General features: G+C 66.3%; 18 protein-coding genes. 14 read left to right on the top strand and 4 right to left on the bottom strand.

All coding sequences use genetic code 11. From position 1 onward, the window contains the following. Window positions 1–42: 42 nt before the first annotated feature. The 6 genes from betI (at window position 43) to TabM4_RS05435 (ending at window position 5,806) form a co-directional block, all read left to right on the top strand. Window positions 43–627 carry a transcriptional regulator BetI gene (gene betI, locus TabM4_RS05410; RefSeq protein WP_434619530.1) on the top strand — a complete coding sequence of 195 codons (585 nt, stop codon included), beginning with the start codon at window positions 43–45 and terminating at the stop codon, window positions 625–627. After that, window positions 624–2,078 (top strand): betaine-aldehyde dehydrogenase, encoded by a 1,455-nt coding sequence (gene betB / locus TabM4_RS05415; protein ID WP_434619533.1) that lies wholly within the window; start codon window positions 624–626, stop codon window positions 2,076–2,078. The genes betI and betB overlap by 4 nt, the downstream gene beginning before the upstream one ends. Further along, a complete protein-coding gene (locus tag TabM4_RS05420; protein ID WP_434619536.1) occupies window positions 2,065–3,078 on the top strand; it encodes a threonine ammonia-lyase in 1,014 nt (337 codons plus the stop codon). Before betB ends, TabM4_RS05420 begins: the two co-directional genes overlap by 14 nt. Before the next feature lie 17 nt (window positions 3,079–3,095). Continuing rightward, window positions 3,096–4,754 carry a choline dehydrogenase gene (betA, locus tag TabM4_RS05425; protein ID WP_434619539.1) on the top strand — a complete coding sequence of 553 codons (1,659 nt, stop codon included), beginning with the start codon at window positions 3,096–3,098 and terminating at the stop codon, window positions 4,752–4,754. An 81-nt stretch (window positions 4,755–4,835) separates the two neighbouring features. Then, window positions 4,836–5,495: a thermonuclease family protein gene (locus TabM4_RS05430; RefSeq protein ID WP_434619542.1), complete on the top strand. Its 660-nt coding sequence runs from the start codon at window positions 4,836–4,838 to the stop codon at window positions 5,493–5,495. A 74-nt stretch (window positions 5,496–5,569) separates the two neighbouring features. Continuing rightward, window positions 5,570–5,806, top strand: a complete 237-nt coding sequence (locus TabM4_RS05435; RefSeq protein WP_434619545.1) for a YdcH family protein — start codon at window positions 5,570–5,572, stop codon at window positions 5,804–5,806. A gap of 51 nt (window positions 5,807–5,857) precedes the next feature. Here the strand turns inward: TabM4_RS05435 and TabM4_RS05440 are convergent, their stop codons facing one another. The 3 genes from TabM4_RS05440 to TabM4_RS05450 form a co-directional block, all read right to left on the bottom strand. Continuing rightward, window positions 5,858–7,255 carry a helix-turn-helix domain-containing protein gene (locus TabM4_RS05440; protein WP_434619548.1) on the bottom strand — a complete coding sequence of 466 codons (1,398 nt, stop codon included), beginning with the start codon at window positions 7,253–7,255 and terminating at the stop codon, window positions 5,858–5,860. 49 nt (window positions 7,256–7,304) lie between these two features. After that, complete coding sequence (locus TabM4_RS05445; protein WP_434619551.1) at window positions 7,305–8,516, bottom strand: multidrug effflux MFS transporter; 1,212 nt, start codon at window positions 8,514–8,516, stop codon at window positions 7,305–7,307. 87 nt (window positions 8,517–8,603) lie between these two features. Then, window positions 8,604–8,957, bottom strand: a complete 354-nt coding sequence (locus tag TabM4_RS05450; protein WP_434619554.1) for a DMT family protein — start codon at window positions 8,955–8,957, stop codon at window positions 8,604–8,606. 289 nt (window positions 8,958–9,246) lie between these two features. Here TabM4_RS05450 and TabM4_RS05455 point away from each other — a divergent pair, with 289 nt between their 5' ends. The 6 genes from TabM4_RS05455 to TabM4_RS05480 all read left to right on the top strand — a co-directional run bounded on the left by TabM4_RS05455 (window position 9,247) and on the right by TabM4_RS05480 (window position 14,778). After that, a complete protein-coding gene (locus TabM4_RS05455) occupies window positions 9,247–10,779 on the top strand; it encodes an acyl-CoA carboxylase subunit beta (RefSeq protein ID WP_434619557.1) in 1,533 nt (510 codons plus the stop codon). 10 nt (window positions 10,780–10,789) lie between these two features. Then, window positions 10,790–11,218: a DUF6497 family protein gene (locus TabM4_RS05460; RefSeq protein ID WP_434619560.1), complete on the top strand. Its 429-nt coding sequence runs from the start codon at window positions 10,790–10,792 to the stop codon at window positions 11,216–11,218. 214 nt (window positions 11,219–11,432) lie between these two features. Then, on the top strand, window positions 11,433–11,570 hold the full coding sequence (locus tag TabM4_RS05465; RefSeq protein ID WP_165049195.1) for a hypothetical protein: 138 nt from the start codon (window positions 11,433–11,435) through the stop codon (window positions 11,568–11,570). Between the two features lie 123 nt (window positions 11,571–11,693). Next, window positions 11,694–12,098: a hypothetical protein gene (locus tag TabM4_RS05470; RefSeq protein WP_434619563.1), complete on the top strand. Its 405-nt coding sequence runs from the start codon at window positions 11,694–11,696 to the stop codon at window positions 12,096–12,098. Between the two features lie 346 nt (window positions 12,099–12,444). After that, the gene (locus TabM4_RS05475) at window positions 12,445–12,657 is read left to right on the top strand and encodes a hypothetical protein (RefSeq protein WP_434619566.1); all 213 of its coding nucleotides are present in this window, start codon (window positions 12,445–12,447) and stop codon (window positions 12,655–12,657) included. Window positions 12,658–12,774: 117 nt separating this feature from the next. Then, window positions 12,775–14,778: an acetyl-CoA carboxylase biotin carboxylase subunit gene (locus TabM4_RS05480; RefSeq protein WP_434619569.1), complete on the top strand. Its 2,004-nt coding sequence runs from the start codon at window positions 12,775–12,777 to the stop codon at window positions 14,776–14,778. Between the two features lie 52 nt (window positions 14,779–14,830). Here TabM4_RS05480 and TabM4_RS05485 read toward each other — a convergent pair whose 3' ends face one another. Further along, entirely contained in the window at window positions 14,831–15,286 is a 456-nt protein-coding gene (locus TabM4_RS05485; RefSeq protein ID WP_434619571.1) for a DUF4174 domain-containing protein, read from the bottom strand. 105 nt (window positions 15,287–15,391) lie between these two features. Here TabM4_RS05485 and scpA point away from each other — a divergent pair, with 105 nt between their 5' ends. After that, window positions 15,392–17,521: a methylmalonyl-CoA mutase gene (gene scpA / locus TabM4_RS05490; RefSeq protein ID WP_434619574.1), complete on the top strand. Its 2,130-nt coding sequence runs from the start codon at window positions 15,392–15,394 to the stop codon at window positions 17,519–17,521. Window positions 17,522–17,538: 17 nt separating this feature from the next. Next, complete coding sequence (locus TabM4_RS05495) at window positions 17,539–18,864, top strand: flavin monoamine oxidase family protein (protein ID WP_434619577.1); 1,326 nt, start codon at window positions 17,539–17,541, stop codon at window positions 18,862–18,864. Window positions 18,865–18,884 lie beyond the last annotated feature (20 nt).

Below are 18,884 nucleotides of genomic sequence, written 5' to 3' on the forward strand. Positions count from 1 at the left end.
TATTCGGTTTGGCAAGCATTTTCTCAGGACGCCGGACCGGACATGCCGAAGCTTGGAATGGAGCCTATCCGAAAGGCGGCGCTGGTCAAAGCGACGATCAGCGAGATCGGGCGCGTGGGGTCGCTGGACGTCACGGTCAGCCAGATCGCCAAGCGGGCAGGCATGTCGAGCGCCTTGGCGCATCATTATTTCGGGTCGAAGGAGGAGATCTTCCTTGCGGCCATGCGGCATGTCCTGACGCTGTACGGGGCCGAGGTGCGGGGCGCCTTGGCCGTGGCGCATGGTCCCGAGGCGCGGCTGCGGGCGATTCTGGCGGCGTCTTTCAGCGCGGGGAATTTCCGGCGCGAGGTGGTGGGGGCCTGGCTGAATTTCTATGTTCTGGCCCAGACCGTGCCCGAGGCGAAGCGGTTGCTGGCGGTCTATCAGCGGCGGCTTCGGTCGAACCTTCTGGATTGCCTGCGGCCCTTGGCGGGTGCGCGGGCGGGCGAGGTGGCTGAGGGGCTGGGGGCGCTGATCGACGGGCTTTACATCCGCGAGGTGCTGAAGAGCGGGCCGCCGGATGCAGCGGCGGCGGTGCAGACGGCACTGGATTATCTGGACGTACAACTGAAGGGACGGGGTGCATGAAGGCGCAACCGAAGGCCAGCCATTTTGTCGATGGCGCTTATGTCGAGGACAAGGCGGGCGCGCCGATCGAGGTGGTCTATCCCGCCACGGGCGAGGTGATCGCGGTCGTGCATGAGGCGACGCCGGCGGTGGTGGAGGCGGCGTTGGCCTCGGCCAAGCGGGCGCAGGTGGACTGGGCGGCGATGAAGCCGGTGGAGCGGTCGCGCATTCTGCGGCGCGCGGCGGACATCATCCGCGCGCGGGGGGATGAGCTGGCGCGGCTGGAGACTTTGGATACCGGCAAGCCGATTCAGGAAACGCTGGTCGCGGATTGGCCGAGCGGGGCGGATTCACTGGAATGGTTCGCAGGGCTGGCGCCCACGGTGACGGGCGAGACGATCCCGCTGGGGCGGGATTTTGTCTATACGATCCGGGAGCCTTTGGGCGTCTGTGTGGGGATTGGCGCGTGGAACTATCCCAGCCAGATCGCCTGCTGGAAGGCGGCGCCTGCCTTGTCGCTTGGCAATGCGATGGTGTTCAAGCCGTCTGAGGTGACGCCGCTGGGGGCGTTGAAGCTGGCGGAGATTTTCGTCGAGGCGGGGGTGCCTGCGGGGCTGTTCAACGTGGTGCAGGGGCGGGGGGCTGTCGGGGCCTCTCTCGTCACCGATGCGCGGGTGGCGAAGGTGTCGCTGACGGGGTCTGTGCCGACGGGGCGGCGGGTCTATGCGGCGGCGGCGGATGGCGTGCGGCATGTGACGATGGAACTGGGCGGCAAGTCGCCCTTGATCGTGTTTGACGATGCGTCGGTCGAGGATGCGGTGGGGGCGGCGATGCTGGGGAATTTCTATTCCGCCGGGCAGGTCTGTTCCAACGGGACGCGGGTCTTCGTGCAGAAGGGGATCAAGGAGCGCTTCCTCGCGCGGTTGGCGGAGCGGACGGCGGGGATCAGCTTGGGCGATCCGCTGGACGAGGCGACGCAGATGGGGCCGCTGGTGAGCGCGGCGCAGATGGACAAGGTGCTGGGCTATATCGCCACCGCCAAGGCCGAGGGGGCGCGGCTGGTCTGCGGTGGCGGGCGGGCGGCGCTGAATACGGGGTTCTATGTGCAGCCGACGGTGTTTGCCGATGTGACGGACGGCATGACCATCGCGCGGGAAGAGGTGTTCGGCCCGGTGATGGCGGTGCTGGATTTCGAAACGGAGGAAGAGGCCGTCGCGCGGGCGAATGACACCGAATTCGGGCTGGCGGCGGGGGTGTTCACCGCCGACCTCACGCGGGCGCATCGGGTTATCGCGCGGCTGGAGGCGGGGACCTGCTGGATCAACGCCTATAACCTGACGCCGGTCGAGGGGCCGTTCGGCGGATCGAAGATGTCGGGCGTGGGCCGAGAGAACGGGCGCGCGGCGGTGGAGCATTACACGCAGGTCAAGTCGGTCTATGTCGGTATGGGGCCGGTGGATGCCCCATACTGAACTGCCCACGCCCGGACGGATTGCCGAGGCGCTTGCGGCGCTGCGCGACAGGGTGCGGGAGACGCCCCTGCTCGAGTCGCCGGTGCTGGCCCGAGAGGCGGGGGCCGGGCGGCTGTTCGTGAAGGCGGAAGGGTTGCAGCGGACGGGATCGTTCAAGCTGCGCGGGGCGCTGTGGCGGTTGATGCAACTGGATGAAGCGGCGCGGGGGAGGGGCGTGGTGGCCTTTTCTTCGGGCAACTTTGCGCAAGGATTGGCGGCGGCGGGGCGGGAGCTTGGGGTTCCGGTGACCATCGTGATGCCGGTGGATGCGCCCGAGGCGAAGCGACGCGCGACCGAGGCGCTGGGGGCGGAGATGGTGCTGTCGCATCATGGCGAGGCCCCACGCGAGGTGGCGGCGGCGGCGCTGTCGCGGGACTTGGCGCGGGAGCGGGGGCTGACGCTCCTCCATCCGTTCGACGATGCCGAGGTGGTCGCGGGGCAGGGCACGGCGGGGCTGGAGGCGATGGCGCAGATGGCCGAGGCCGGGGCGGTGCCGGAGGTCGTGGTATCGCCCGTGGGAGGCGGCGGGTTGATGGGTGGCGTTGGCATCGCGCTGCGCAGCGCGCATCCCACGGCGGCGATCTGGGGCGCGGAGCCGGAGGGGCATGACGGGATGGGTCGGTCGTTGCGCGCGGGCGAGCGTGTCGCCGCGCCGGGCGGGCCGACGGTCTGCGACGCCTTGCAGGCGCCGATGCCGGGGCTGGCGACGCTGGCCGCCTGCATGGCGGCGGGGGTCATGGGCGTGGCGGTGGCGGATGGACCGGTGATCCGCGCCATGGCGCGGGCCTTCGAGGAATTGAAGCTGGTGCTGGAGCCTTCGGGGGCGGTGGCATTGGCGGCGGTGCTGGCGGGGCTGGTGCCTGTGGCGGGGAAGGTGGTCTTGGTCATCGCCTCGGGCGGGAACATCGCCTTTGACCGTTTCGCGGAATGTCTTGCGCGGGCCGCGCGGGCGCAGGGATAGACAGAGGGACTGGGGACATGCAGGCGGATTTCGTGATCATCGGGGCCGGGTCGGCGGGGTCTGCCATGGCCTATCGGCTGGGCGAGGCTGGCACGCGGGTGATCGTGATCGAACATGGCGGCACCGATGCGGGGCCGTTCATCCAGATGCCTGCGGCGCTGTCCTATCCGATGAACATGTCGCGCTATGACTGGGGCTTCCATACCGAGCCGGAGCCGCATCTGGGCGGGCGGGTGCTGGCGACGCCGCGGGGCAAGGTGATCGGGGGGTCGTCGTCGATCAACGGGATGGTCTATGTGCGGGGCCATGCGCGGGATTTCGACACCTGGGCCGAGATGGGGGCGCAGGGTTGGGCCTATGCGGATGTGCTGCCCTATTTCCAGCGAATGGAGAACTGGCACGGACAGCGCGATGGGGCTGATCCGGCGTGGCGGGGGGCGAACGGGCCTTTGCACGTGACGCGGGGGCCGCGGGAGAACCCGCTGTTTGACGCCTTCATCCGGGCGGGGGCGCAGGCGGGTTATCCCGTGACGCGCGATTACAACGGCCAGCAGCAGGAGGGGTTCGGGCCGATGGAGGCCACGATCCACAATGGCGTGCGCTGGTCGGCGGCGAATGCTTACCTCAAGCCTGCGGTGAAGAAGGGGAATGTGCAGGTGGTGCGCGCCTTCGCGCGGCGGGTGGTGATCGAGAATGGCCGCGCGGTCGGGGTTGAGGTGGAGCGCGGGGGCGCGGTCGAGGTGATCCGCGCCGCGCGCGAGGTGGTGGTGGCGGCGTCGTCGATCAACACGCCGAAGATTTTGATGCTGTCAGGGATCGGGGATGCGGCGCATCTGCGGGCGCATGGGGTGGAAGTGGTGGCGGATCGGCCCGGTGTGGGGGCGAATTTGCAGGACCATCTGGAGCTTTATCTGCAATTCGCGTCGAAGAAGCCTGTGACGTTGTACAAGTACTGGAATCTGTGGGGGAAGGCGGTGATCGGGGCGCAGTGGCTCTTCACCAAGAAGGGGCTGGGCGCGTCGAACCAGTTCGAGGCCTGCGCCTTCATCCGGTCGAAGCCGGGGGTGGAGTATCCGGATATCCAGTATCACTTCCTGCCCATCGCCGTGCGCTATGACGGCAAGGCGGCGGCCGAGGGGCATGGCTTTCAGGCGCATGTTGGACCGATGCGGTCGAAGTCGCGGGGGGCGGTAACGTTGCGGTCGGGCGATCCGAAGGACGCGCCGCGCATCCTGTTCAACTACATGTCTCATCCGAGCGATTGGGAGGATTTCCGGACCTGCATCCGCCTGACGCGCGAGATTTTCGGGCAGGAGGCGATGGCGGGGTATGTGAAGCACGAGATCCAGCCGGGGGCGGGGGTTCAGACCGACGCGCAGTTGGATGATTTCATTCGCGAGCATGTGGAAAGCGCCTATCACCCCTGCGGCACGGCGCGGATGGGGCGGCGGGACGATCCGATGGCGGTGGTCGATCCGGAATGCCGCGTGATCGGGGTGGAGGGGCTGCGGGTGGCCGACAGTTCCATCTTCCCGCAGGTGACGAATGGCAACCTGAACGCTCCGTCGATCATGGTGGGCGAGAAGGCGGCGGATCATCTGCTGGGCCGGACGCCATTGCCGCGGTCGAATGCGGAGCCTTGGATCAATCCGAACTGGCGCACGGCGCAGCGGTGATGTTCCGGCTGCGTTCTTAACCAGTTAAGGAATTGTTAACGTTTGCCTTGATTTCGCCCCTTCCGCGGGGGAGATCGGGGTATGGCGTTAACATTTCGTTCCCTGATCGTTCTGGCGCTGCTGGTGCTGCCCCTTCCGTCGCTGGCCGCGACGGTGGAGGGGCGGGCGCGGGCGGTGGATGGCGATACGCTGGAGGTGGGCGGGCAGAAGGTCCGGCTGTTCGGCGTGGACGCTCCGGAACTGGACCAGACGTGCGAGCGGGGCGGGCGGCGCTGGGCCTGTGGCCGCGCGGCGCGGGAGGAATTGGCAGGGATCGTCGGGCGCAAGCGGTTGGTCTGCGCGGTGCAGGACGTGGACCGCTATGGTCGGGCGGTGGCCGTCTGCGAGGCGGGGGGCGAGGATATCGGCGCGCTGATGGTGCGGCGGGGGATGGCGGTGGCCTATCTGCGCTATTCGTCGCGCTATGCGAATGCCGAGACCGCGGCGCGGGCCGAGGGGTTGGGCCTCTGGGCGGCGGAATGGGTGGTGCCGGAGGCGTATCGGCAGGCAGGCGATGCGCAGGCGGTGCCGGATGCGGATTGTCCGATCAAGGGCAATGTGGGTTCGGGTGGCAAGCGCATCTATCACATGCCGGGACAGGCGGATTATGCGGGCACGCGGATTGATCCCCGCAAGGGGGAACAGTGGTTCTGTTCGGAATCCGAGGCGCGCGCGGCGGGTTTCCGGCGGGCGGCGCGCTGAGTTTGATTGAGGTCAAAGCAGGGCTGTGCAGTCACCTTTAGGGTCAGGGCGTAACGACGCGAAGGAGAATGCACATGTCGAACACGCCCCATGACCTGTATGAGGATTTCCCCGAGAAGGCCGAGGCGATCCATGCGCTGAAGGCCAAGGATGCGCATTTCGCGAAGATGGTCGAGGACTATCACGAGGTGAACCGCGCGGTGCATCGGGCCGAGACGCTGGTGGAGCCGACCACGCCGGAACATGAGGCGGAATTGCGCCAGAAGCGGATGCGTCTGAAGGATGCGATCTGGAAGCAGTTGGCTGCCTGATCCGGCTATCGGAACGGGAATCGGGGCTCCGGATTGATCCGGAGCCCTTTGTCATTCCGCGATCTCGTAGGGGAGGAGGCCGCGACGATCGGGGTCGACCTTCAGGCGGCGTTCCAGTGGCGGGACGGAGCGCTGGTGGCAGGCGGGGCGTTCGCAGATGCGGCAGGAGATGCCGATGGGTTCGAAATGGCCCTTGAGGTCGAGGCCGTCGGCATAGACGAGTTGCGGGGCGTGCTGGACTTCGCAGCCCAATCCGATGGCGTAGCGTTTGACGGGGGCGAGGAAGGCCCCGCCGGGTTTCGAGACATCGCGCGAGAGGCAGAGGTATTTCACCCCGTCGGGCGTTTCGGCGAGTTGGCGGAGGAACTGGCCGGGGGATTCGAAGGCGCGGTGGACGTTCCAGAGCGGGCAGGCCCCGCCGAAGCGGGCGAATTGCAGGCGGGTGGCGGAGTGGCGTTTGGTGATGGTGCCGGCCTGATCGACGCGGACGAAGAAGAAGGGGATGCCTTTCGCTCCGGGGCGCTGGAGGGTGGAGAGGCGGTGCGCGACCTGTTCGATGGAGGCGCCGAAAAGGTCGGCGAGGCGTTCGAGGTCGTGGCGGGTTTGCAAGGCAGCCGATTGGAAGGCGCGGTAGGGCAAGAGGGCCGCGCCCGAGAAGTAGTTGGCTAGGCCGATCTTGGCGATATCGCGCGCCTCTGGCGTGGCGAAGCGGGCGAGGTCGAGGGTCGCTTCGATGAGTTCGTTCTGGGTGAGGAGGGCCACTTGCAGGAGGAGTTGGAAGCGCTGGGTCGGGCCTGCGGTGCGGTTGGATAGCGTGAGGCGTTTGGTCGTGGGGTCGTAGCGGCGGGTTTCGGGTTGGTCGGTGAAGGAGACGGAGATGCCGCGCTTTTCGAGTGCCGCGATGGCGGTGCGGGTGATGTCCTGTGTCGCACCGCCCTGCGTGGCGAAGTGCTCGGCTGCGCGGTCGACGGCGTCGATGTAGTTGTCGCAGTAGTGGAAGAAGTCGCGCACCTCTTCCCATGGCGAGGGGCGGAGGGAGGCGTCTTCGCGGCCCAAGGCTTCGTCGAGGGAGGCGAGGCGTTCGTGGGTTTGGCGATAGGCGCGGTGCAGGTCGAGGAAGGCGCGGGCCAGCGCGGGCGCGTTGGAGGCGGCGAGGCGGAGGTCGGCCAAGGGCGGCGTGGTGGCGGCGAAGACGGGGTCGGCCAGTGCCTCGCGCATGTCCGACACGAGGCGTTCGGATTCCCCCACGGTGAGTTCGGTGACGTCGAGGCCGAATTCCTGTGCCAAGGCCAGCACCACGGCCGCCGAGACGGGGCGGTGGTTGTTTTCCATCTGGTTCAGATAGGGGAGCGAGACGCCCAGTTTTTCGGCGAAGATTTTCTGGGTGAGCGAGAGGCGGGCGCGGATCTCGCGCAGCTTGGCACCGGCATAGAGCTTTTGGGTGGGCATGGCGGGCTCCTTTTGCAAAGCGGATTATCGGCTTTGCAAAAGGTCCGCGTCAAGAGGAGAGGCCAAGCGCCCTTGCCCGCCGGATCACAGCGAGGATGGAGAAGAGGGCGAGGATGGCCGAGGCGAGCATCAGGAGGACGAGGGGCATTTCGGTTGCCCCTTCGGTGAGCAGGGTGCCTGCCAAGGCGGCGAGGGCTGCGCCGCCGCCGATCTGGATCGCCCCGCCAAGGCCCGAGGCGGTGCCCGCGAGTTCCGGCTTGATCGAGAGCATTCCGGCATTGGCATTGGGCAGCGTCATGCCGTTGCCGAGGCCGAGGGCGAGGGTGAAGCCGAAGAAGACATAGGGCGAATGGACGCCCGCCAGCGTGACGAGGGTGAGCGTGCCGAGGCCCGCGATGCAGGTCAGCGTGCCCCAGAGGACCATGCGGTTCATCCCGATGCGCACGGAATAGCGGCCCGCGATGAAATTGCCCGCCGCATAGCCGACTGCGGTGATGGCGAAGAGGAGGCCGACCTCTGAGGAGGACAGGCCGAAGACCACATTTCCAACATAGGGCGCGCCGCCGAGATAGGCGAAGAAGGAGCCCGAAGTGAAGGAGGCGCAGCCCACATAGCCCCAGAAGCGGCGCGAGGTCAGAAGGTCCGGATAGGTGCGGATCTGATCCATGAGCGAGATCTTGCGGGGCGTGGCGGTTTCGCCGAGATCGGCCCAGATCAGCGCGAGCGTGACCACGCCGAGGATCAGGAGCAGGGCGAAGTTGGCCTGCCAGCCGAATTGTTCATCCAGCACGCCGCCGATGACGGGGCCGATCATCGGCACGATCGACATGCCCATGGTGACATAGCCGATCATGCTTGCGGCCTGCGCGTCGGGGACCATGTCGCGCACCACGGCCCGCGACAGGACCATGCCCGCCGCCACCACGGCCTGCGCCATGCGGAAGATCAGGAAGGTCGTGGCATCGGTGGCCAGCAGAGTGCCGACGGTCGCGATGAGGAAGAGGATCATGGAGACCAGCAGGACCTTGCGGCGACCGTATCGGTCGGAGATCGGGCCGATCAGGACCTGAAGCACGGCAGAGAGCGCGAGGTAGAGCGCCACGGAAAGTTGCATCAGCGCATAGGGCGCGTCGAACCATTCCGCCATTCCCGGCAGGGAGGGCAGGAAAATGTTCATCGCCAGCGCGGACATCCCGGCCATCAGGATCAATGTCGTGATGTGGGGGGGCGTGCGGCGGTCGAGAAAGCGGGAGCCGGTCATGATGCGAAATGGCTACGCCCGCGCGGCGGGGATGTCCATGGCGGGGATGCACAGCAGGCTGTGCGCGGTGGTCGTGACCTTGGGGGATCACGACCATTTGTGGAAGATGAAGAAGGCCCCCAGCGCGATGAAGGCGAAGCCGAGCGCGTGGTTCCAGCCGAGCGGTTCCTTCAGGTAGAGGACCGAGAAGACGGCGAAGACCGAGAGTGTGATCACCTCTTGGATCGTCTTGAGCTCGGCCGCCGAGAAATGGCCGTGGCCGATGCGGTTGGCGGGGACCTGCAGGGCATATTCCGGCAGGGCGATCAGCCAACTTGCGAGGATGACCAGCACCAGCGAGGCGGATTTGTACTTCAGATGCCCATACCAGGCGAAGGTCATGAAGATGTTGGAGGCGAGGAGAAGGCCGATGGTCACGAGGGGGACGGGAAGCTGCGACATGATGACTGGGGTCCGGTTGTTCTGGGTTCCATGGCGGGGCGCGGGGTGGCAGGCCCCGGGAGGGCTGCCTGCCCTCCCGGACCCACCCGGGGATATTTGGGAACAGATGAAGGGGCTTTAGGTGCGTTCCGGCCCGCCTTTTAGACCTGTGCGCGGTGGGAGGGGAATGCTTTGCGAATTTGCGTTTTGCGCGGCGTGGTCTGCCAATAATTTGCAAATATGCGAGACTCCCTTTGGTCCCCCTGCGGCAGGCCGCTATGTATCGGCAAAATTCGGGGGGAGAGCGCCGATGAAGGATATCCTGCAGGAACTGGAAGACCGCCGTGCCGTGGCCCGTGCCGGGGGCGGCGCGCGCCGGGTGGAGGCGCAGCACGCCAAGGGCAAGCTGACCGCGCGGGAGCGGATCGAGCTTTTGCTGGACGAAGGCAGTTTCGAGGAATTCGACATGTTCGTGCAGCACCGTTGCACGGATTTTGGGATGGAAGAGACGAAGCATCCCGGCGACGGGGTCGTGACCGGCTGGGGCACGATCAACGGGCGGATGGTCTATGTGTTCAGCCAAGACTTCACCGTGCTGGGCGGGTCGGTGTCGGAGACGCATGCGGCCAAGATCTGCAAGATCATGGACATGGCGATCCAGAATGGCGCGCCCGTGATCGGGATGAACGACTCGGGCGGGGCGCGGATTCAGGAAGGCGTGTCGTCGCTGGCGGCCTATGGCGAGGTGTTCCAGCGAAACATCATGGCCTCGGGCGTGGTGCCGCAGATTTCGCTGATCATGGGGCCCTGTGCGGGCGGGGCGGTCTATAGCCCTGCGATGACGGACTTCATCTTCATGGTGAAGGATTCCTCCTACATGTTCGTCACCGGGCCGGATGTGGTGAAGACCGTCACCAACGAGGTCGTGACGGCGGAGGAGCTGGGCGGGGCGTCGACGCATACCAAGAAGTCGTCGGTCGCGGATGGGGCCTATGAGAATGACGTCGAACTGATCGCCGAGACGCGGCGGCTGTTCGACTTCCTGCCGCTGAACAACCGCGAGAAGGCGCCGGTGCGGCCGTTCTTCGACGATCCCGCGCGGGTGGAGATGTCGCTGGATACGCTGGTGCCGGACAATCCGAACCAGCCCTATGACATGAAGGAACTGATCCTGAAGATCGCCGACGAGGGCGATTTTTTCGAGATCCAGAAGGATTTCGCGGCCAACATCATCACGGGCTTCATCCGGCTGGAGGGGCAGACGGTGGGCGTCGTGGCGAACCAGCCGATGGTTCTGGCAGGGTGCCTTGATATCGACGCGAGTCGGAAGGCCGCGCGCTTTGTGCGGTTCTGCGATGCCTTCGAGGTGCCGATCCTGACGCTGGTCGACGTGCCGGGCTTCCTGCCGGGGACGGGGCAGGAATATGCGGGCGTCATCAAGCACGGGGCGAAACTGCTCTTCGCCTATGGTGAGGCGACGGTGCCGAAGGTGACGGTGCTGACGCGCAAGACCTATGGCGGGGCCTATGTCGTGATGTCGTCCAAGCACCTGCGGGGCGATTTCAACTATGCCTGGCCCACGGCGGAAGTGGCCGTGATGGGGGCCAAGGGGGCGGTCGAGATCCTGTATCGCAGCGAGCTTTGCGACAAAGAGAAGATCGCGGGGCGGGTGAAGGATTACGAGGACCGTTTCGCCAACCCGTTCGTGGCGGCGGAGAAGGGCTTCATCGACGAGGTGATCATGCCCCATTCCACCCGCCGCCGCGTGGCGCGGGCCTTTGCCAGCCTGCGCGGGAAGAAGCAGACGAACCCGTGGAAGAAACACGACAACATCCCGCTGTGAGCCCCATCCCATGATGCCGCGCGCCCTTGCCCTTTGCCTGATCGTCGCTGCCGCGCCTGCGGTCGCGCAGGTGGATGGCATGACGGTGGAGGCCGGGGACGGGCTGCGCGTGGAGGTGCCGTCGGGGCAGGAGGTCACGCTGCAGGATGTGATCTGGAACGCGCCGGGGCCGGAGGGGATGGCGCTGCGTTTTCGCTTTGTCGCGCCGGGGATTGGGCCGGAGGGCGGCGTGGATGTGGAGACGGCGAGCGGGGACATGCAGTTCCTGTGCGACAGTTTCGCCATCCCGCGCATCGCCGAGGGCGGGCCGCAACCGGAGCAGGTGATCATCTCGCTGTCCGATGTGCCGGTGGTCTTTGGCGAGGCCGCGCCGGAGGCGGTGCAGTTCTTCGAGTCCTACCGCATCGAAAATGGGCAATGCCTGTGGGAGATGTTCTGATGGACCGCTGCAGTGCTTCGTTCTCTCTTGTCGTGGCGGGGTCTGCTGATGTAGCTGTGCCACAGGCTGACAACTTGGGTTTGTTTGCGTGTCCCTCGGCGGAATTTTCCGTTATGGTCGCGTCAGGCCGAACCCAAGCGGCCTTTGCCTCGCATCGGGGGCGGATCAGCGTTTCCGCGTTTGATCCTGCCCTCCAAGAAAATAGGAGTAGAGGATGTCGAAGAGCACGAAAACCCTGCTGGCCCTGTGCATGGTCGCCTTTGTGGCTGCCTGCGCTGCCAAGGAAGAAGAAGTCGTCTACGTTGACACCCCGGTGTCGACCGAGCCGACCTACACCGGCAAATACAAGTAATGAATTTGGGCGGGCCAAAGGGGCGGTTGCGCCCCGGCCCGCCCTTATTCTGTGCGCGCCGCGGTTTGACGCCGCGCCCCTGATCGGCCATGACGCGCCCCTTGGCATCGAAAGGGGCAGACCATGCTGAAACATCGCGGCTTTCCGGGCCGCCTTCCCGGCACCGATTTCCAGTTCACCATCCGCCGCGCCAACAAGAAGGACGGCCCGACCAAGATCACCCGGCGCGAGCGGTTCAAGGACCGCAAGCATGCCGACCGCATGGCGGATCAGGGTTTCATGGCCGCGCTTTGGGCGCAGTTCGGGGAAGAGCCGTTCGAGCGGGGCAATCTGGATGCGGGGCGTCTGAGCTGGCTGTTCGGGCGCGAGGTGGTGCCGGCGGAGGACCCGTTCGATCCCTGTTCCTATGAGGCGCTGCTGAGGATCGACCGCAAGCGGGCCGAGGCGTCCTTCCCCGAGGTCTTTGCGCCGGATGCGCCCGATTTCGGGTTCGACGATGATTTCGACGACGATGACGGGGACGACTAGGCATGCATCCGCCGATCCGTTCCGCATTCCGGCAAGCTTCCGCACAGGCCCGTTTCGGGGCGGAATTCGCATTTGCCAAGGCGGGCGCGGTTGGCCAGTCTGAAGCCCGTGCGGGGTGGTGTTCCTACGCGCCCCGTCTCTGCCTAGACTGTACCCCTTTCCCCTGTGTCCGGTCTGCCGCGCCTGCGTGGCGGCCGGACTTTTTTCCGTTTGGCGGTATGCGGCGGGATGCGCGTGCTTTTGCCGATGGCGGGCCAAGGGCCGATCATCACGAAGGTTTGGGGTTTCACGGCGTGGTGAAAGCGGTAATATCCGCCTCAATCACAACCCAAAGAGGCATCGAGCCATGCGGAAATATTTTGTCATCCTCGCCCTGGCGACCACGACCCTGTCAGGGTGCATGGCGACCCCGACCGAGCGTGGTCTTGGCGGCGCCGTCGCAGGTGCGGCCATTGCCGACGCGATGGACGAGAACATGGTCGCAGGCGCCGCGCTTGGCGCGCTGGCCGGGGCTGCGTCCTGCGGTCTGCCGGGGCTGCCGCCCTGCCGTCGCTACTGATCTGATCGCCGCTTCCGGGCGGCGTCACGCAACTGTTGGAAGGCCATCGGGGCAGATCGCCCCGGTGGCCTTTGTCATTTCCGTGCCCCGGCCCGGGCGCGGTGGAAGGGGAGAGAGATGTTCAAGAAGATCCTGATCGCCAACCGGGGCGAGATTGCCTGCCGCGTCATCAAGACCGCGCGGAAGATGGGCATCAAGACGGTGGCCGTCTATTCCGACGCCGACCGCAACGCGCTGCATGTCAAGATGGCGGATGAGGCGGTGCATATCGGGCCGCCGCCTGCGAACCAGTCCTATATCGTGATCGACCGGATCATGGAGGCGATCCGCGCCACGGGGGCGGAGGCGGTGCATCCGGGTTACGGCTTCCTGTCGGAGCGGATGGATTTCGCCGCCGCGCTGGAGAAGGAGGGGGTCGTCTTCATCGGCCCGCCGTCGCCTGCGATCGAGGCGATGGGGGACAAGATCACCTCGAAGAAGCTGGCGCAGGAGGCGGGGGTTTCGACGGTTCCCGGTTACATGGGCCTGATCGCGGACAGCGAGGAGGCGGTGAGGATTTCCCGCGAGATCGGCTATCCGGTGATGATCAAGGCCAGTGCCGGCGGTGGCGGCAAGGGGATGCGCATCGCCTGGAACGATCAGGAGGCGGCGGAGGGGTTCCAGTCGTCGAAGAACGAGGCGGCGGCATCCTTCGGGGATGACCGCATCTTCATCGAGAAGTTCGTGACGCAGCCGCGGCATATCGAGATTCAGGTGCTGGCCGACAAGCATGGCAATTGCGTCTATCTGCACGAGCGGGAGTGCAGCATCCAGCGCCGGAACCAGAAGGTGATCGAAGAGGCGCCGTCGCCCTTCCTTGACGCCGCGACGCGCAAGGCGATGGGGGAGCAGGCCTGCGCACTGGCGAAGGCGGTGGGGTATACGAGCGCGGGGACGGTCGAGTTCATCGTTGACGGGAACCGGAACTTCTACTTCCTCGAGATGAACACCCGCTTGCAGGTGGAGCATCCGGTGACGGAGCTGATCACCGGCGTGGACCTTGTGGAGCAGATGATCCGTGTCGCGGCGGGAGAGCCTTTGCCGTTCCGGCAGGAGGATCTGAAGATCAACGGCTGGGCGATGGAAAGCCGGTTGTATGCCGAGGATCCGTATCGGAACTTCCTGCCCTCCATCGGGCGCCTCACCCGCTATCGGCCCCCGGTCGAGGGCAAGACGGCGGGCGGCGGGATCGTGCGGAACGATACCGGCGTCTATGAGGGCGGCGAAATCTCAATGTATTACGACCCGATGATCGCCAAACTCTGCACATGGGGCGAGACGCGGGAGGCGGCGATCGAGGAGATGCGGTTGGCGCTGGATACCTTCGAGGTGGAGGGGATCGGGCACAACCTGCCCTTCTGTTCCGCCGTGATGGACCATCCGCGTTTCGTCAGCGGCAACATCACGACGGCCTTCATCGCGGAGGAATATCCGGAGGGGTTCCAAGGGGCCACGCTGGATGCGCCTATGCTGCGGCGGGTGGCGGCGGCTGCGGCGGCGATGAACCGCGTGGCGGAGATCCGGCGGACGAAGATCACCGGGACGATGGACAACCATCAGCGGCGGGTGGGGGATGACTGGGTGGTTTCGCTGCAGGGCGAGGCTTTCCCAGTGACGGTTGCGGCCGACAAGGGCGGGTCCACGGTGACCTTCGCCGAAGGGACGAAGCATCGGGTGGAGAGTGACTGGACGCCGGGGCAACCGCTGGCGCGGTTGATGGTGGATGGCGAGCCGCTGGTTCTGAAGGTCGGCAAGGTCCCGATGGGCTTCCGTCTGCGGGTGCGGGGGGCGGAGGTGAAGTGCTTCGTCCGCAGCCCGCGCCAGCATGAGCTTGCGCTGCTGATGCCCGAGAAGCTGCCGCCGGATACGTCGAAGTTCCTGCTTTGCCCGATGCCCGGTCTGGTCGTGAAGATCGCCGTAGCCGAGGGGGACGAGGTGCAGGAAGGTCAGGCGCTGGCGACGGTGGAGGCCATGAAGATGGAGAACATCCTGAAGGCCGAACGGCGCGGCGTGGTCAAGAAGATCAACGCGGCTGCGGGGGCGAGCCTGAAGGTGGACGATGTGATCATGGAGTTCGAGTGAGACGATGGCCGCTGCAAGCGCCCTGTCGCTGTGTTCTGCCGGGTCGGGGGGCCTAGCCCCCCGTCCCGCGGCCTGCGCCTTGCTGGATTTCCTGCCGGCGCAGGGGGAACTTGTCGATGGCATGCGTGATCTCGCGCACCTCCCACGGGAGGGGTTTGCGGATCACGGGCTTCAGGTCCTTGTCCAGCAGAACCAACGAGAACCCGCGCGGGCGGAGTTTCATGCGCACCTCGGTGCGGGCGTCGGGATCGGTGTCGGTGATGAGGATGACGTCGCGTTCGGCCAACTGTCCGGGATCGCGGGCGATGAGTTCCATTTGCCGGATGAAGTTCGGGTCGTTCGGGCTGTCGGCAAAGACCACCACGGGGCGTTTGACATACATGAGGTCGGACCAGACGACATCCGCCGCCGCGACGGGGGCGAAATCCCCGGTCGGGGCGGGTGTTTCCTGCGCGAGGGCGGATAGCGGCAGGAGGGCTGCGACAAGCGCGGTTCGAAGCAGTTTCATGCGGTTCCCCTTTGCCCCTGAATATAGGGCAGGGGTTTGAAAACCCAAGGGATATGCCGGGTGCCAACCACTCTGTGTTGGGTCGGCGTGAAGGAAGGAAAAGAGATGTCGGACAATCTGGCGAAATGGCGCGGGCTGGCGGCGAAAGAGTTGAAGGGGGCGGACCCCGACAGCCTGACATGGCAGACGCTGGAGGGGATCGCGGTCAAGCCGCTCTATACGGCGGAGGATACGGCGGGCCTGCCGCAGATGGGCGAATTGCCGGGGATCGCGCCCTTCACGCGGGGGGTGCGGGCCACGATGTATGCGGGGCGGCCCTGGACGATCCGGCAATATGCGGGGTTTTCGACGGCGGAGGAGTCGAACAACTTCTACCGCAAGGCGCTGGCGGCAGGGCAGCAGGGGGTGTCGGTGGCCTTCGACCTTGCCACCCATCGAGGCTATGACAGCGACCATCCGCGCGTCGTGGGGGATGTGGGCAAGGCGGGCGTTGCCATCGACTCGGTCGAAGACATGAAGGTGCTGTTCGACGGCATCCCGCTGGAAAAGATCAGCGTTTCCATGACGATGAACGGGGCGGTGATCCCGATCCTCGCGAATTTCATCGTGACGGGCGAGGAGCAGGGGGTGGCGCGGGCGGACCTGTCGGGGACGATCCAGAACGACATCCTGAAGGAGTTCATGGTGCGGAACACCTATATCTATCCGCCCGAACCTTCGATGCGGATCATCGCGGACATCATCGAATACACCAGCCGCGAGATGCCGAAGTTCAACTCCATCTCCATCTCGGGCTACCACATGCAGGAGGCGGGGGCGAACCTCGTGCAGGAGCTGGCCTTCACGCTAGCCGACGGGCGGGAATATGTCCGCGCGGCGCTGGCGCGGGGGATGGATGTGGACGATTTCGCGGGGCGGTTGTCGTTCTTCTTCGCCATCGGGATGAATTTCTTCATGGAGGCCGCGAAGCTGCGCGCGGCGCGGATGCTGTGGCACCGGATCATGGAAGGGTTCGGGGCGAAGAAGGCGTCGAGCCTGATGCTGCGGACGCATTGCCAGACATCGGGCGTCAGTCTGCAGGAGCAGGACCCCTACAACAACGTCATCCGCACGGCATACGAGGCGATGGCGGCGGTGCTGGGGGGGACGCAGTCGCTGCACACCAACGCTTTGGACGAGGCGATTGCGCTGCCGACGGAGTTTTCGGCGCGGATCGCGCGGAACACGCAGCTGATCCTGCAGGAGGAGACGGGGGTGACGAAGGTCGTCGATCCCCTCGCTGGGTCCTATTACGTCGAGAGCCTGACGGCCAAGCTGGCCGAGGAGGCTTGGGCGCTGATGGAGGAGGTCGAGGCGATGGGGGGCATGACGAAGGCCGTCGCCTCCGGCATGCCGAAGCTGCGGATCGAGGAGTCTGCCGCGCGGCGGCAGGCGATGATCGACCGGGGCGAGGAGGTGATCGTCGGCGTCAACAAGTACCGCAAGGACAAGGAAGAGCCGATCGACATCCTCGACATCGACAATGTCGCCGTGCGCGAGGCGCAGGTGGCGCGGTTGCGCGCCACGCGGGCGGCGCGGGACGAGGGGCGCTGTCAGGCCGCTTTGGCCAAGGTGACGCGGCGGGCGGCCGAGGGTGGCAACCTGCTGGAAGCGGCGGTCGAGGCCGCGCGGGCGAGGGCATCTGTCGGGGAGATTTCGGACGCGATGGAAAAGGTGTTCGGGCGGCATCGGGCCGAGGTGAAGACGCTCGCGGGTGTCTATGGTGCGGCCTATGAGGGGGATCAGGGCTTTGCCCAGATCCAGAAGGACGTGGAGGCCTTTGCCGAGGCCGAGGGGCGGCGTCCGCGGATGCTGGTCGTCAAGATGGGGCAGGACGGGCATGACCGGGGGGCGAAGGTGATTGCCACGGCCTTCGCCGATATCGGCTTTGACGTCGATGTGGGGCCGCTGTTCCAGACGCCTGAGGAAGCCGCGCAGGATGCCATCGACAACGATGTGCATGTGGTGGGGATTTCGTCGCAGGCGGCAGGGCACAAGACGCTGGCACCAAAGCTGGTGCAGGCGCTGAAGGCTGCGGGGGCGGAGGATATCCTTGTGATCTGCGGGGGCGTGATCCCCCAGCAGGACTACCAGTTCCTCTATGACAATGGCGTCAAGGCGATCTTCGGGCCGGGGACGAACATCCCGGAAGCGGCGCGCGAGATCCTTGATCTGATCCGTCAGGCGCGGGCCTGACGGGGTAGGAGCGTGTGATGGACCGTCGGTCCTTTGTTGCGGGTGTCGGGGTTTCGGTGCTGGGGGCGCGTGGTATGGCGGCGCGGGCGGGTGATGCGCCGGTCGTGGTGATCGGGGCAGGGCTGGCGGGGCTGTCGGCCGCGCGGGCTCTGGCCGGGGCCGGGGTTGCGGTGACGGTGCTTGAGGCGCGGGATCGCGTGGGCGGGCGGCTGCACACCTCGCGGCTCTGGCCGGACTTGCCTGTCGATCTGGGGGCGAGCTGGATTCATGGTGTGACGGGCAATCCGCTGACGGCCTTGGCGCGCGAGGCCGGGGCGCGCGGGGTGGCGACGAGCTATGACCGCGCGGTTCTGCTGGATGCGGGGGGGCGGGACATCGATCCCGATCTGCGCGGGGCGGAGCGCATTCTGAGGCGGGCCCTTGCGGCGGCAGGGAAGGGAGAACGGGATATCTCGGTTCTAGCGGCGGTGGAGGCGTCGGAGGGGTGGCGCGGGGCCGATGCGGCGGAGCGGCGGTTGGTGCGCTATCTGATCAACAGCACGCTGGAGCAGGAATATGGCGGGCCGGCGCGGCGCCTTTCGGCATGGTATGGCGACGAGGGCGAAGAGTTCGACGGCGAGGATGTGCTGTTCCCCGGCGGGTTCGATGCCGTGGCGCGGCATCTGGCGCGGGGGTTGGAGGTGCGCACCGGGGCCGAGGTGGCAGAGATCGCGCCGGGGCGGGTGGTTCTGGCGGATGGGTCTGTGATCGCGGCGGGGCCTATCCTTTGCACCCTGCCGCTGGGGGTGTTGCAGGCCGGACGGGTGCGGTTTGCCGCGCCATTGGCGCCAAGGCGCGCGGCGGCGATTGCCGCGCTGGGCATGGGGCTATTGAACAAGTGCTGGTTGCGGTTCGACCGGGTCGCGTGGCCGGAGGATGTGGATTGGATCGGCTGGCTGGGGCCGGAGTCGGGGCTTTGGGCGGAGTGGGTGTCACTGGCGCGGGCGGCGGGGATGCCGGTGCTTTTGGGGTTCAATGCCGGGGATCAGGCGGCAGGGATCGAAGCGCTGGATGATCGGGCGACGGTGGATCAGGCGGTGGCCTCGCTACGGGCGATGTTCGGCAGCGGCTTTCCCGCGCCGGTGGCAGCGCAGGTGACGCGCTGGGGGCGCGATCCGTTCAGTCTGGGCAGTTACAGTTTCAACGCCGTGGGCTCCGGTCCGAAGGACCGCCGCGCTTTGGCTGGGGCGGAATGGGACGGGGCGCTGTGGTTCGCGGGCGAGGCCTGTTCCGACGTTTATTTTGGCACGGCGCATGGGGCCGTGCTGTCGGGGCGGGCGGTCGCTGCGGCGATGTTGGCGTGAGGTGGTGGAGTTTTCCGGGT

Origin of the sequence: Tabrizicola sp. M-4, from assembly GCF_051132405.1 — a bacterium.
In the GTDB taxonomy this organism is placed as follows: domain Bacteria; phylum Pseudomonadota; class Alphaproteobacteria; order Rhodobacterales; family Rhodobacteraceae; genus Paragemmobacter.